Annotated in this window: 14 protein-coding genes and 1 pseudogene; 8 read left to right on the top strand and 7 right to left on the bottom strand. The window is 57.9% G+C overall.

The genetic code is table 11. The annotated features are described in order from the left end of the window. The first annotated feature begins 58 nt into the window (after positions 1-58). Positions 59-418: a PRC-barrel domain-containing protein gene (locus tag ACVWVY_RS13455; RefSeq protein WP_456626807.1), complete on the top strand. Its 360-nt coding sequence runs from the start codon at positions 59-61 to the stop codon at positions 416-418. Between the two features lie 50 nt (positions 419-468). On the opposite strand, the gene ACVWVY_RS13450 is transcribed toward ACVWVY_RS13455, so the two are convergent. From ACVWVY_RS13450 to ACVWVY_RS13440, 3 genes are all read right to left on the bottom strand, one after another. Further along, on the bottom strand, positions 469-648 hold the full coding sequence (locus tag ACVWVY_RS13450; protein WP_456626806.1) for a hypothetical protein: 180 nt from the start codon (positions 646-648) through the stop codon (positions 469-471). Positions 649-925: 277 nt separating this feature from the next. Then, positions 926-1,099, bottom strand: coding sequence for a hypothetical protein (locus ACVWVY_RS13445; RefSeq protein ID WP_456626805.1), 174 nt, complete (start codon positions 1,097-1,099; stop codon positions 926-928). A 131-nt stretch (positions 1,100-1,230) separates the two neighbouring features. Further along, entirely contained in the window at positions 1,231-1,533 is a 303-nt protein-coding gene (locus ACVWVY_RS13440; protein WP_456632198.1) for a plasmid stabilization protein, read from the bottom strand. Between the two features lie 128 nt (positions 1,534-1,661). Here ACVWVY_RS13440 and ACVWVY_RS13435 point away from each other — a divergent pair, with 128 nt between their 5' ends. The 5 genes from ACVWVY_RS13435 (at position 1,662) to ACVWVY_RS13415 (ending at position 4,249) form a co-directional block, all read left to right on the top strand. Beyond that, a complete protein-coding gene (locus ACVWVY_RS13435) occupies positions 1,662-1,970 on the top strand; it encodes a DUF3175 domain-containing protein (protein ID WP_456626804.1) in 309 nt (102 codons plus the stop codon). A 136-nt stretch (positions 1,971-2,106) separates the two neighbouring features. Further along, complete coding sequence (locus ACVWVY_RS13430) at positions 2,107-2,472, top strand: hypothetical protein (RefSeq protein WP_456626803.1); 366 nt, start codon at positions 2,107-2,109, stop codon at positions 2,470-2,472. A 181-nt stretch (positions 2,473-2,653) separates the two neighbouring features. After that, entirely contained in the window at positions 2,654-2,890 is a 237-nt protein-coding gene (locus ACVWVY_RS13425) for a hypothetical protein (protein ID WP_456626802.1), read from the top strand. Between the two features lie 139 nt (positions 2,891-3,029). Continuing rightward, a complete protein-coding gene (locus tag ACVWVY_RS13420; protein WP_456626801.1) occupies positions 3,030-3,221 on the top strand; it encodes a hypothetical protein in 192 nt (63 codons plus the stop codon). An 881-nt stretch (positions 3,222-4,102) separates the two neighbouring features. Next, positions 4,103-4,249 carry a hypothetical protein gene (locus tag ACVWVY_RS13415; protein WP_456626800.1) on the top strand — a complete coding sequence of 49 codons (147 nt, stop codon included), beginning with the start codon at positions 4,103-4,105 and terminating at the stop codon, positions 4,247-4,249. 768 nt (positions 4,250-5,017) lie between these two features. Here ACVWVY_RS13415 and ACVWVY_RS13410 read toward each other — a convergent pair. The 3 genes and pseudogenes from ACVWVY_RS13410 to ACVWVY_RS13400 form a co-directional block, all read right to left on the bottom strand. Then, positions 5,018-6,282, bottom strand: a pseudogene (locus tag ACVWVY_RS13410) (IS256 family transposase). 847 nt (positions 6,283-7,129) lie between these two features. Then, on the bottom strand, positions 7,130-7,369 hold the full coding sequence (locus tag ACVWVY_RS13405; RefSeq protein WP_456626799.1) for a DUF6894 family protein: 240 nt from the start codon (positions 7,367-7,369) through the stop codon (positions 7,130-7,132). 715 nt (positions 7,370-8,084) lie between these two features. After that, positions 8,085-8,264 carry a hypothetical protein gene (locus ACVWVY_RS13400; protein ID WP_456626798.1) on the bottom strand — a complete coding sequence of 60 codons (180 nt, stop codon included), beginning with the start codon at positions 8,262-8,264 and terminating at the stop codon, positions 8,085-8,087. Between the two features lie 1,298 nt (positions 8,265-9,562). Between ACVWVY_RS13400 and ACVWVY_RS13395 the strand changes: the two genes are divergently transcribed. Both ACVWVY_RS13395 and ACVWVY_RS13390 read left to right on the top strand, forming a co-directional pair. Beyond that, positions 9,563-10,180 (top strand): hypothetical protein, encoded by a 618-nt coding sequence (locus ACVWVY_RS13395; protein ID WP_456626797.1) that lies wholly within the window; start codon positions 9,563-9,565, stop codon positions 10,178-10,180. A gap of 1,561 nt (positions 10,181-11,741) precedes the next feature. Then, positions 11,742-12,626, top strand: a complete 885-nt coding sequence (locus ACVWVY_RS13390) for a hypothetical protein (RefSeq protein WP_456626796.1) — start codon at positions 11,742-11,744, stop codon at positions 12,624-12,626. A gap of 325 nt (positions 12,627-12,951) precedes the next feature. Here the strand turns inward: ACVWVY_RS13390 and ACVWVY_RS13385 are convergent, their stop codons facing one another. Beyond that, the gene (locus ACVWVY_RS13385) at positions 12,952-13,353 is read right to left on the bottom strand and encodes a hypothetical protein (protein WP_456632197.1); all 402 of its coding nucleotides are present in this window, start codon (positions 13,351-13,353) and stop codon (positions 12,952-12,954) included. Positions 13,354-13,356: the final 3 nt, after the last annotated feature.

The raw sequence follows: 13,356 nt of genomic DNA, 5'->3' as shown, positions 1-13,356 counted from the left end.
GTTAGGAACGAAACGCTTGGATCGCTGTTGCTTGGTTTATCAACTGTGGAGGAGGACCATGGTCACTGAAACGAGAGAAACAGTAAACCTGATCGGTAGCGATAAGGTGGAAGGCACGGCAGTTTATGGCGGAGGCGGAAACAAGATCGGGTCTATCGAGCGCGTGATGATCGACAAGCTAAGCGGCAAGGTTTCATATGCCGTGCTTAGCTTTGGCGGCTTCCTCGGCATTGGAGATGATCACTACCCGTTGCCTTGGCAATCATTGAAATACGACACGAATCTCGGAGGCTACGTCACGGGGATTACGGAGGCTCAGTTGCAGAACGCCCCGAAGTATAGCAACGACAACTCGTGGAATTGGAGTGATCCAACAAGAACGCGGGCGGTGAACGATTATTACGGCGTTGGAATTTGAAGTCTCGAGGGTGCCGCTGCGAGGCGGCCCTTCATAAGGTCAAGCCGCTGTTATTTTGCTGTATAGCTTTCTTTTAAAACGGTACTTACCTCATCCACGGGCCACTTCTCACCCAGCGGCAATACCCTGACACTGCTGTTGTCACTGATGCTGACCAGCGCGTGAGAACTTACCCGATCATCAATGCGGACGAGCTTAGGCTCCGTGTCGGGCTGCCAATTCAGCGTCATGTCGAGGTCGCCCGGAAAGATTTGCCATTTCGACCCATCGTCATGCCTTGGGGGCCTTGGGCACCTGCAGGACCTTGAACACCGGCGACACCCCTGGATGCCTTGGGCTCCTTGCGGTCCGGCAGGTCCTTGTGGACCAGGGTCTCCCTTAGGTCCGGGGTCTCGGCCGCGGGGGGCGTCTTCGAGAGCTGGGATGATTCCCGAGAGACGAGTGGGCATGAAGGTGATGAAGAGCGAGAGTCGCGCCGTCATCTAACTTCCAGCGTCGGGTGTACTGCTAAAAGTCAGCGACGTGTTCGACGTGATACCCCGCAGGGATAACCTGCCCGCCTTCCTCGTCCGCTACCGGAACGTCGGTTACAAGGCCTTCAATCAGCGCAGCTTCCCAAACCTCTTTCTCGGTCGGAAAGGGATTCCCTATCTGTCTGTCGCCTTCAAATAGTGCGTACATGGCTAACTCCCGGAGAGACTTTGCAAGGAACAAACGCAAAAGTCTGCGTCGTGTTCGATAAAAACCCTCGAGTTCTATCTGCGTTCCCACGCCTCCCCGGTAAGGGGTCTTTGAAGTGAGGAGCTGTCCTGCTATGCCGCGCGTCTCTTGCGCGTGCGAGCGGCCTTCTTCGCGGACGCAGAACGTTCCGCGGCCGGCCTGCTGGCCGATGCCTCGCCGCCGAGGCGCCCACCCTTCCGGGCGGGAGAATGATCTTCGGATTTCCCCCGGCCGGACCCGCTTTTCTTTCCACCGTGAGTTTCCTTATTCACGGTTGCCCAAGCTCGGCGTTCGGCTTCGTCCTCGGCGACGCCGCGCTTCTCGTAGCCTTCTTCGATGTGCTGGGCCATCCGCTTTTGTTTGCCGGTGTAGCTCGACTTGTCTCCACGAGGCATTTGAACCTCCATTTGCACCTCGGTCCTATTTGTTGAACCGACACGCACTATCATCGTTCCAAATCCCACCTGCTTACTCAATTTGGAATGAGCTTTCACGACGGCGATTAAGGGAAGGGAGAACTTCCATGGCAAAAAAGGCCAAGAAAAGGGCGACGAAAACAACGGCAAAGAAACGCTGGTCTAAAAAGGTCACCGAGACGAGCGATGCAATGACGCTTGAGAATGGCGTGTTCAGGAAGACCCCTCGTGCGATTGCCTTATCTCTCAAGCGGTCTTCGGACCGAAGCACCCGGCGAAAGTCCCCGCCTTTCCGATCAGCCATGTCGATGCTCACCTTTTACGAGAATCGGGCGGGGAAAAACCTCTCAGCCACCCGTAAGGCCAAAATAGGCAAAGCGAAAGAAGAGCTTCGGGCGCTGTATCGCAAGGACTGACGGCTCCAACGAAACCAATGACAAACCCATTATCTCCTTGAGACGCTCCAGGAAACTCGCAGCCGGGAGCCGCTTCCACTCAAGAAAAGCGATGATCTGATCGCGGAACCTCCGCGGGCGCAGGCCGTTTCACTGAATGGATTTCAAACGCGCACTGTTTCTCTCGTGTGTGATGATGGCAGCGGCTGACGTGGCAGGTGCTCAGGCTCCGCCGGGCCCGACCACGCCTCCAGCCCGAACCGCGCCGCCATCGCCAGAACGCGCCGGCGATTGCGCGCCCATGCTGCCAGCACCGCGTTCCGGCACGGCGGGTCCGGAGGGAACGGCCACCGGCCGGCGGGCCGAGCCACTGGGCGACAAGCTGGCCCGCTCAGACGGGGTAGTGTGTCCTCCTCCAGGGGTAGATCCCGAAATGCACGCGCCCACGCCGGATGCCGGCAAGACACCGGTGATTCCACCGCCTGGCAGCCCCGGCGGCGACCCGACGATCCGGCCGAAATAGCCGCCCCGTTTAACCTGCTGGAACATGGTTATCGTCGACCACTCGCTGATCCGCTACTGTGGCCTGATCCCCACACAGCGACTAAAACGTGTCCGATTGTTAACTTCCGAACAGACAGGTAAATTCCATTTCATTTTGATCGGCTGCCACTCCAACGTCTGACTCGTTTGGGAGCTGATGAATGGATCGTTCCGTTATTGCGGATGTTCCGCGCGACAAATATGTCGAACGGTGTAAGCAACGCGCACTCGATTATCTTGACCGAGGTGACCTCAAAAGCGCGGTCTCTTCATTCGTCAACAATATGGATGCCCGTCCTGATTGCGAGTTGCCGCACCATTTGGCAGCCCTCGGTATCTCGCTGTGGATGAGTAAGGATGTAGCAGGTTGGAAGGCGTTGATCGAAGAGTTTAAGTGATGATTGCACCAAAAGGGCGTATGCAGGCTTGGCTCGCACAAGTGCGAGATGCTCTGCGTTGCGCCGCAATATCGCCATCGCAGGGCACCATGACTCCGCCTTGTTCTGGATTCCAAGCTGTTCGAACAGGAGTAACGTTATGTTCTGGACAGGTTTTCTCATCGGCTTTGCTGCCTGCCTAGCGATCGGGCTTGCAGCCCATGTCGTCCGCTATCGGCGTCAACGAGCGGCATTCATTGCCGGACTTTCACTCGCGGAGCGGGAAATGCTCGAGGGCTACGAGACGTTCAAGAGCGACTCGCACGACTTCCGGGACCTGTTGCATCACTAGCTCACGCCCGTGACGAGTTGGCGTGAGCTCCAGGTCGTTGCTAATTGACTTCCTCATCGATCCAACGCTTGGGCGAGTCTGCGTGACGGTCCTGCTGGAAAAGGCGAAGGCGGTAGCGAGGGCTGCTTAGGCTTGGGAATAGAAAAGGCTGCGGCCGCTTCATAAGAATGCGATTTTACTGCCGTCATCTGTCGGCTACCGCGCAGACGGTAAAGTTCAAACCGACCTAAAATGCGTGGGGGTTAGGGCTCAAACGGTCATCCAAATGGTTCAGCAGCGCAAGCGTGTTAGACACACAGAGACCTTGAGAAAACTGCCTTCGAGAGACGCGGTCCATCGATGAAGGTGCCAACAACTCCCCTCCCCGCCGCTATGATCGAGAAGTGTTTCCGCAGCGAGTTGAGCGAGCCGAAACTGCGGCGGCTAACATTCAGAAGTGGCTGAGCTCCAAAATTTGCGGGAAAGCCTGCTGACGCCACGCTGGTGGATGCCGACGCGACCGCATGCGCGCTGATCGGCGGGGCCGTCGGGAGGCGATGCACGGAGGCTGCGTTTTTCAGGCCGCGCGGAGGAACCGGTGCCTCACGACGGCATTGCATCGCCGGATCGGAGGCACGCGGATGCTGATTGCAGTGATTACGCTTTGCGCGGTTCTGGCTGGCGCTGGGTTCGTTTCGGCCGGTTGCTTCTTCTGGCTGGTGTATCGGGGCCGCCCTTCTCCAGACGAGTGGCAATCCCAGATGGAGCGGCGTGGGGGTCCTCAGATACAGGATCGCTGGCCGCCTCTGTAGCGCGGGAGGCCTGTCGGGCGGCGGTGAGGTGGTGCCACAGCAGCTGTGTTTCATCGGTCGGGGCCGCTTCTCTGTCGGATGGATCCAGCCATGACCGTGTTCATTTACGTGGATACTAGCAAGGAGGTCGGAGACCCCGATCATCTCAAGGTTTTCGCGAATGCCGATGCGGCGGACACTTGGCTCGAGGAAAACGAGCCCGAGGGCTTGGCCTTTGGGTACGAGGTCCTGGAATGAACCGGATTGGCCGCCGGACTGCTTACGCCATGCGGTGATCCTGGCACTGGCTATCGTCTGGCCGGTGCTCGGGTCGATGTAGGCCAGCCCAAAAGCAAATAGGAACAATCGAGCTGCGATCAAATTGAGTCCGCGCTCAGTAGGCGCGTACCATGAACACCCCTGATCAGGACATCGTATTGACGGCCATCGAGGATGCCCGGCGCATCCTTGGGGAACACATTGCACTCGGCCCGCGCGACGCTACGGGGACGGTGCACCGGCTGATAGCCGTTCTCGATAGAGACGAGGTGGTCCACGCCCTGGATCGACTGAAAAGGCGCCGAACCCTCCGCCTTGTGGAATAGAGGCCAGCGGGTGAGCAAGGCGGCCCGCGCACGACGGTACGCGCGTCACGAAGTCACAACTGCGAGATGCCCGCAGTGCGCCGCAATATCGCCACCGCACTGCAGCATGATCCGTCCCGTTCTGGGATCCGGGCTGTTCTGAACAGGAGAGCACTATGTTCTGGACAGGTTTTTTCGTCGGTTTTGCTGCGTGTCTCGCGATCGGACTTACTGGGCATGTCGTCCACGATCGGCGTCAGCGAGCGGCATTCATTGCCAGTCTTTCGCCCGCGGAGCGTGAAAGGCTCAGGGGCTTCGAGACAGTCAAGGGCGACTGGCACGAATTTCGGGACCTATTGCAGCATACTCACGCCCGTGGTGCCGTCCGGAATGCGGTTGGAAATCGGTGTGGCGCACTCTCCGGTAACATGAAGGTATCGTTTCAGGCGGCGACGTCAATTGGCTGATCAATGGGTTTTGTGGCGAGCGTCTGCCAACCGTCAACCTTGCGCATGTTGATCTGACCGGAGGCAAGCAGCGCCCAGAACAACATGGCAGCGGTGTCGGCTGACGGCAGCACGGTTTGCGTTTTGATCCGCCGCTTGAATTCCTCGTGCAACCGCTCGATCGCATTGGTGGTGCGTACGCTGCGCCATTGGCTCGGCGGCAGCCGGGTGAAGGTGAACAGGCGGTCGCCGGCTTCCTCCATGCTGTCGGCAACGGCGCGATGCTTGAGCCTCCATTTGCGAATGAAGGCCTTGCGGCGGGTTTCGATCTCCTCAGGCGTCGTCGCGTAGATCATGTCGTTGTAATCCACGGTGATCTCGTCATGCAGCCGCTCGGGGGCATGGGCGAACAGTTCCGGTGCTTGTGGACCGTGCAGCGCTGGACCGGCACGCCGTCCCAGACAGAGGCGACGGCCTTGTCGAGCCCCGGCGCGCCATCGACGATGAGGAACTCGGGCCGCCGCAGCCCGCGCGTGATGAGATCGTCCAGCACAGTGCGCCAGGCCTCGGCGCTCTCGCCACCCATGCTCTTGATTGCGAGCAGCACCTTCTGGCCATCCGCGCGCACGCCAAGGACAACGAGCAGCGAGATCGAGGTCGCCTTGCGGTCGAGCCGCACGCGAACGACGGTGCCGTCCAGGATCAGGCGCACGACCGGCTCCCCGGCCAGCGATCGGGTGTTCCAGCCGTCCCAGTCGCTCTTCACCTTGCGCCACGTCCGGCTCACCGTGTCCTTGCCGACCGTCCCGCCGAACAAGGCCGCCAGCGCGCGGCGCACCCGCCGCGTATTGGTGCCGGCCAGATACGTGCTCGCGATCAGCGCGTCGGCAGCCAATGTGCGGCGTTGATAGGCCCGCAGCGCCTGGCTCTTCCATTCCGTCGTCTTGCCCTCGGACGTGGTCAACCGGGCGCGCGGCACCGCGATCTCGATCGGCCCGAACGTGCCCGTCAGCGACCGCGTGCGGCTGCCGTGACGGTGGCCTGTAATGCCCGATCTTCCTTCGTTGCCGGCCATCTGACTTCGTCCGTAACGCGGCCGTGCCAGCGCCTCATCAAGCTCGCTGCGCAGCAGCTCTTCAATAAACCCGCGTGCCCGAGCCCGCATCTCGGTCTCAATCGGATCAAACCAGTTGTCGAAAAGTCGGCAAGTCGTCGCTGCTTCAAGCTGCGAGGAACCGGGCTTCGTGGTAATGCTCGTCATGGCGTAGTCTCCAGTCCGACGCTTCAACGCCGGATGATTCGAGGTTGATCACCCCGGAGACTACGCCAACCTCATTCCTACCAACTCCGCGACGGCACCCACGCCCGTGAAGCGCCAGCAGAAAATCACTGTCGGGGAAATGCGGCAATCGGGCCCTACCCGGCTCAAAGCCAGGAACGCGAGGGCATTAAGAGGGTTGTGGTGCCGCGCCGGTAATGGCCCCCCACGCCCGCCGCCGCTTGTCGATTTGCAGCGAAACGAAGCAAAATGACGAACGCCTTAGACTTACTCTTAGCATACCCGCATGGGCTGATCGTAATCGGAACCGTCCTGTTGATTCTCGGACTTATCGGGCTCGCATTATTTAGCCCAAGAGACGTAGATAGCGCCGAGGACCCCTTGGATGACAGGCCGAAGTTATCCGACAAGGAAACGCAATGACGGTCCGGGGCCGTTTTCCATTCAGAGGTCGGCAACGTTTGGCATTTTGCGGATCGATCGATCGGGGATTTCAATCTCGGTCGTGACCAAGATACGCCACACGACAAACAGCGCGTTCACGATCAGCCAAACCAGTAACCACTCGATTATCCCCACGTGACGTCCCCCATCTTCGTTTTTACGTCTCCTTGCAGTTCTGAGTTGTCTTGATTTGGGGCGGTTCTGTGCGTGTGCGTTGCGAAAGTACCGGTATTCGTTCCCGTAAGACTACGGGACATCTCGCGCAAGGTCTTCGCCAACCAGGACGCCGCGGAAGCCTGGTTTGCGGAAAGCGATCCCGAAGGCGTGGCGTTTGAGTACGAGGTGATAGCGCCACCAATTTGAACCGGGCGCCGGTGTGGCGGGCTTATAATTTGTGCGCGATCTCGAACGAGATTTTTGCTTCCATTACGGGGCCGTGTGCATCGCGCACCTCGAGGATCACTTGTTGACCCTTGACCCCGTTCAATCGCATCGCGTCCCAAGCGAGGCCAGATAAAGCCCGCGCGGCTTCATCCTGTACAGCGCGCATGTCACGCAGATCCGTACCTACTTCATCGACGAGCAGTTCTGCCTCATCCCGGAGATCAAAATAATAAAGAGCCATTTTGGCGCGCTCCATATTTTAGGCGGGAGCGTGCAGCACTCTCAGTCACCGATACTTGCCGCGGGCGGAGCGGTGATAAGGCAGCTTATATCTTATGTCGGGTACCCGACACTATTTTCTGAGATGTCGAGAACATTTCCGTTCTGGTTCCGTCAGCCCTGCGCTTTGCGTCCGACGAAAAAGCCGCCACTGGGTTGAGACAGCGACGGCTCTACGCAAATCTCGCTGAACCTTATTGAGGGGCCATCGCGATTGATCCGACCGCAGCCCGCGGACAGTTAAAGAAGAATTCAGAAACGATCCTGGCGGCAGAAACACCATCGCGATGGATCTAGAGGTTATCGGTCAACAGTACGGCGAAGATGAACATTGCTATGATCGCCAGCATTGTGACGATGACGACCAGCCCGTCAGGTAGGAGTGTTTGCTTCATGATTTGCCGGCTCGGTTGGGAACGCGTCACGGGCTGCCATGCCTAAACATTCATACAGAAAAGAACGGCCCCGTGCCGGGATGCTGAGGCCGTAAAGTTTCTTTCACCGTCGTGCCGATAGGCACATTGCAAAGACATCCGTCGCAGCAGCAAGTTCCTAAAGAAAAAGCCCGCCGGTCAGGGCGGGGCAGTTGCTTGGAACATCTCACCGGGGGATCCAGTCAGACGATTGTTTTAAGTTCACGTCGGTCTAATAAGTTCCCGCCATTCACGCCCGGCGCTTCATGTCATTCCTTTACGAACGCGCGTTGGATGCGCGGCGAGGAACGCCACGTCTTCAGTTATCGCCTGCTCAATGCGTTCCGCTTTAATGGGCAGATGGCTGAACTGTCTCCCGGCAAGCTTCGCGCGTTTCCATGTGATCGCAGCAAGATCTGGCGCCGGGGTGAGCAGCTGTTTCACGACCGCCTCGCGCCATTTGGCGACCAGCCTAATCCGGCCATTCTCAACCGACGGGAATGAGGCGCTGTCGGCGATCCCGTATCGCTGGGCCGTCTCCGGCGTGTGTTCCCAGTCCAGGCGGGCGCGCCAATAATTCTCCAGCCGCTCAGCACGCCGCCAGGCGTCGCGGCGGGCGTTGCGCGCATTCTGGAATTTCTGGCGGTTTCGGTCGCCGGCGGCGAGAGTTCCGGCTTTCCTCTAAGCCGCTCCTGCCTTGGCGTCAGAGCGCGGGCGCAGAAGGCAGTCACTTCCGCAACGCTCGGCTTTTCGCTCCCGGTGCGCGCAGGCCGCGTGGAGGCGGAAAACTGAATGACGTTGCTCATGTTTGCACTCCCCAGATGGTCGGGTCGACGGGAAGTGCAGACGTGTTTGTGGGTGGCGTGCTAAGCACGCGATCAGCCTGGGTCATGGGATTCGCGTCCTTTGTGGCTTGGGTTAGAGCCGGGCAATTGAAACGCTTGCCCGGCTCGACCGTTTGATATATGTGAAATATGCGAAAGTCAATTGGGCATATGCGAAATGATTGGACGGCCTGAGACCCACCCCGTAAAAAAGGTGATTGGGTTCACCGAAGAGATGCTGGCCGACGTGGAGACGTGGCGGGCGAAGCAAAAGCCTGTGCCTAACCTCTCCGAAGCCATCCGCCGGCTTGTAGAGCTGGGGCTGAAGGCTAAAGGCAGATGAACAATACGGCAGTACCGCCGCCCACGCCAACTTTCCTTGGAGATTTTCGAATGAAGCTATTACTGCTAACCGCGTTGCTTTTCGTCGGCTGCCAAGGCGCAGCCGCTCAAACTTCCGAATGCTCATCGGTGCCGAAGGCAAGCGACCGATTGGCTTGTTATGATAGGGCCACGCCCCCCTCAGCTGCGAAGCCTGCCGCGGCCAAGCAGAAAGCCGCGGCGTCCAATACATCCCGCGACCAGGTATCGATCGTCGACGGGCTCGCCGTCGAAAACGCAAAACTAGACGCAAAGCTGAAAACGATTTGCCGCGGATGTTGAGCAACAGCCATCAACGACCCATCCGCCGGATTGTGGAGCTGGGGCTGAAGATGAAGGGGAAATGACGACGAAAGTGCCGGAAACCAAGAAGTACAATCCGATGGAGGTCTCGTGCAACTTGTGAACAAAATTCGCTCATTATGCAGACGAGCCGGCTTCGACGTTATCCGATTTCCCCCGGGGCAAGAGGCGCAAAACCTGGTCGTCAGGTCCACCGCTAATGTGGTCGCCGGCGGCCCGTTCAGGGGCTTACGATTGCCTGAGAAGTTGAGTGGGGTCGAAGATCGCGGAAGCAGACTACTGGGCTTCTACGAACAAGAAATGCAATCTGTCATAGTTGACGCATGCGCGCAGCACCCCGATTTGATCGTCAACGTAGGATGTTACGATGGCTATTATGCAGTGGGACTTGCGATGCTCAACCCCACCAGCCGCGTCCTGGCATATGACATTGACCCAGTTGCACAGAGAACATGCCAATCTGCTTGCGCCATCAATGCTATAACCAACGTCGATGTAAGGGGACTCTGCGAAGCAAAAGAACTGGCCGCACTTGCAGAGTCCGCCAGGTCTCCTTTTATTCTTCTAGATTGCGAAGGAGCCGAGCGGGATTTACTCCTCTCCAATCCCTACCAATTTTCCAGAGCTCGACTTCTTGTCGAATGCCACGACTTCGTCGACGCAAATATTACAAATGACCTCATCGCGAAATACGCCGTAAGCCACATCGTGACGATAATTTCACAAGGCGCTAGAAATCCGTTCGAACATCCCCTGACGCAAGGATGGCCCGAAAGCGAGCTGTGGCAGATGATCTCGGAAAATAGGCCTCAGCGAATGCATTGGATGAGCCTGACTCCCAAAACTGATTAGTCGCTCATCAGGTCCCTTACACGCCTTGGCCTCGTCACTACCGGGCCTGTGGCAGTAGTTCGCCCCGATCAAAATACCGATGGACCGCCTTCGGGCGGGTCTTTTGATGGCGGCCAGCGGGGATTAGGTCCGAAAGAAGGAACCTCCGCCCCAACAAGTACTTATTGGATGTCGGCAAAGATGGAAGCATCCAAATGGTCCAGCAGCGTACACACGATCACTCCTCGGAAGTATTAGATAAGTCCGAAGACACCGCGGGGTCTCGCGGCAAACGCGATCAGCTAGAGCTGCAGCCCAGATAAGCAGGATACAAATGCCGCCATAAAAAATTGGCTCAACTCACGGATTTGCGGGAAAGCCTGCTGACCCGCCGGAAGGAGACAAATATGAAAAACCAGAGAATTGCAGTTTTGCTTTCCACAGCGCTACTCGTCTCGCCGGTAACGTCTGCGTTTGCTCAAGGTGGTGGTGGAGCCGGCGGAAGTGGCGGAGCCAGTGGCGGTGCGAGTGCCAGCGGAGGAACGTCATCAGGCAGCGGAGCAGCGACAGGACCTGCCGGCAGCACGTCAGGCACTGGAGTGCAGTCGCAGCAAACGCAACCGACGGGCCAGGCGCAGACCAATCAAGATGCAAAAAGCGCCGCGACTACCGGAAGCAACACCAACCCCGCTTCAAGTGGTGATGGAGCCGTCAGCGGAGCAGGCGTTGGTGTAGGGACCGCGACCAACGGTAAACCAATCGGCTCGCCGGGCTCTGGCCTGGGTTCGCCAGAGAACCCCGTCGACGCGCGGAAGCTCAGGCAGTAGCTCTTCCCGCCCCTTATCGAAAGAACGACAGACCGCCTCCGGGCGGTCTTTTGCTGTGTACATCGCGTTGACTCGACCGCCGCGGGAAGGTGGGATGATGCTTTCCCGGCGGGGGATTCGATCATGATGTTCAAGGCCATCAGGCTCGTTTTGTTGGTTGCGCCGCTTTTCATTGGATTTGCAAATTCATCATTCGCTAGTTTGTATAACTACACTTATCAGGTAACCCGTTCGACACATTTGTCGCAGGCTCCGAGCAAAGCCAGTTCACGTCGCATAATGCTGTGACGTTTTCCTTTGTTACAAGCACGCCGCTTGCTTTCAATTCGACGTTTTACCTTGCCGATTTCGTTTCGGGGACGCTCGTAATTGCGCCCAGCGTGGTCAGTTGGTCCGTCCTGACGGCAGTTTCACCTTTGGTGCGGCAACGCAAGGCAGCCAACTGTTGAAATCTTTCGTAAGGACGGACCCTACCGGCTCTATTTTCTCGTGGAGTTTTACGACTGAGTTGAGGGCAACAGCAAACCGTCCGAGTTCGACGATAATATCTTGCAGCACGACACCCGCATGCATTTCATCGATAGGTCACATTGCCCTGTACAATGGGGAGTATGACCAGATCACACCGTTAGCGAATAGTTTTCTTTATTCAGGATATGCCGCCACGCCCGGTTCTTGGACATCACCACTAGCAGCTCCCGTTCCCGGCCCCAGCACGATGGCGGCGGGATCAGGCCGCATGGGATGATCCTGCCATGCCGGACCCCAAATCCAGGGCACGAGTTCAACGGCTGCTCAGCGGCACCTTCCGGCCGGACGATCTCACCGGGCTATTCCTTTACGCGCGAGACCATTGCGATGGCCGCGAATCTGTCGCGGAAATTGGCCACTTTGTCGCTCATCATAACGAGCGCGATCGAGGTATTGTAACTCGCTCAACACGAGATTGGTTCGCGATGGCGCGATTTCATATGCCGCGCTTCCAAAACCAAAACGCCGCGTTCGATGACCCCCAAAAAATGCCATTCGCAACGCGCGACTATCTCAAGATATCATTCAACCGACGGGGCGCGCAGGCCATTCAGAAAGGAACGGGAATAAAGGGATCTCAGGGATTCAAAATACTGAACGATCTAGCCGACAGGCTTTTGCTCAATGATGATGGGACATGGAGGCTTCCGAGCGTATTAACGCACGCCGAAGCTTCTTTATTGAATTGCGTCTGTTCGACAATGATTTCTCGCCCCGCATTCGAGGCGGACGGTCTATGCGAAGATTTTTTCGCGACGTTGAAGAGCAATAGCCTGATCATGAAGGACGAACTGGCACAGCACAAAGAGTCTCTTGGTGTGCTCGTAAAACTTTATGCAATCTCCGTAATGCACAACTGCATAGTGCAGGTCGGTGATGGCACCACGACTCAGTTGTTGGCCAGAGCAGATCAAAAAGCTAACACGATCTCAATTCTCGCCGGTGTACCAGACGGCCGCGCCACCCTGCCAAATCTTACGTTGGCAAGCCCGATGTTTTATATGGATGCTGATCCAGCGGACCACTGCCATTCAGAACTGCTCGACAATCCCGAGTGGGATTTTGAGATCGAATTGAACGAGAATAGGCAGCTTGCTCGTCTAAGCTAGGGCAGCATCTTATGCACGCCCTCGCTGCATAAGATAGGACGTTGCCACAAGGCCTCGACGTTGGCGAAGCGGAAGCCGGTCATCTCGGACTCAGAAGTTGTAACCGTTGGAGCCGTGCTGATTGGTGGTCATGTTGCCGCCGCCATCAGAAGCAATTATCCGTCGGCTGAAGATCGACTGTGAGATGCGATTGTCACCCGGATCATTCTCTCTGTCTCACTGACGTTTTCCGGCCGCGCGGCCGTAGCGCTGTCCTTCGCAATCTGGTGACGCGGCGACACTACGTCGGACCTGACACCTGACTGTCTGCCTCACGACATCGCTCCTACATCGACACGAACGAGCGATGCGCCACGGAGAGCGCGCCGCGCTCGCTTGTTTCAAGGGCGATCTTCTGCGCCAGCATCACATCGGCAGCCACGAGGTTGCCCTCCGGAACGAAACACCATTTGCAGACACGTTGTCCCGTGGCGGTCAGTTCCTCAATGTTGGTTTGGGTGCCGTGGTGTATCCGGTAGCGCGTGCCGGTATCGCTGCCGAGGACATCGAAGTACCGGAAGCGCTCGTAGCACGCGCGCTGCTTCGGCGAGAGCCATTCCTTTAGCAGGGTCAGCCCCCGCGCCTTGGTGGAACCACACCGCGCCACGACCGGTGAAAGCGCCGAAAGCAGCGTACCTAACAAGGCGAGGCCGACCAAGCCTTCCGCAAGCACGATTTGCTCGCTCACCGC

This window comes from Bradyrhizobium sp. URHC0002, from assembly GCF_054059515.1.
The sequence above is the reverse complement of the archived record's forward strand: the minus strand, read 5'-3'. Positions and strand labels throughout refer to the sequence as shown.

Excerpts from the sequence above, each read along its gene's own strand:
- ACVWVY_RS13425 (WP_456626802.1), top strand. The coding sequence starts at position 2,654 with ATGGATCGTTCCGTTATTGCGGATGTTCCGCGCGACAAATATGTCGAA.
- ACVWVY_RS13445 (WP_456626805.1), bottom strand. The coding sequence starts at position 1,099 with ATGTACGCACTATTTGAAGGCGACAGACAGATAGGGAATCCCTTTCCG.
- ACVWVY_RS13440 (WP_456632198.1), bottom strand. The coding sequence starts at position 1,533 with ATGCCTCGTGGAGACAAGTCGAGCTACACCGGCAAACAAAAGCGGATG.
- ACVWVY_RS13415 (WP_456626800.1), top strand. The coding sequence starts at position 4,103 with ATGACCGTGTTCATTTACGTGGATACTAGCAAGGAGGTCGGAGACCCC.
- ACVWVY_RS13455 (WP_456626807.1), top strand. The coding sequence starts at position 59 with ATGGTCACTGAAACGAGAGAAACAGTAAACCTGATCGGTAGCGATAAG.
- ACVWVY_RS13405 (WP_456626799.1), bottom strand. The coding sequence starts at position 7,369 with ATGGCTCTTTATTATTTTGATCTCCGGGATGAGGCAGAACTGCTCGTC.
- ACVWVY_RS13430 (WP_456626803.1), top strand. The coding sequence starts at position 2,107 with ATGGATTTCAAACGCGCACTGTTTCTCTCGTGTGTGATGATGGCAGCG.
- ACVWVY_RS13435 (WP_456626804.1), top strand. The coding sequence starts at position 1,662 with ATGGCAAAAAAGGCCAAGAAAAGGGCGACGAAAACAACGGCAAAGAAA.
- ACVWVY_RS13390 (WP_456626796.1), top strand. The coding sequence starts at position 11,742 with ATGCCGGACCCCAAATCCAGGGCACGAGTTCAACGGCTGCTCAGCGGC.
- ACVWVY_RS13420 (WP_456626801.1), top strand. The coding sequence starts at position 3,030 with ATGTTCTGGACAGGTTTTCTCATCGGCTTTGCTGCCTGCCTAGCGATC.
- ACVWVY_RS13450 (WP_456626806.1), bottom strand. The coding sequence starts at position 648 with ATGACGCTGAATTGGCAGCCCGACACGGAGCCTAAGCTCGTCCGCATT.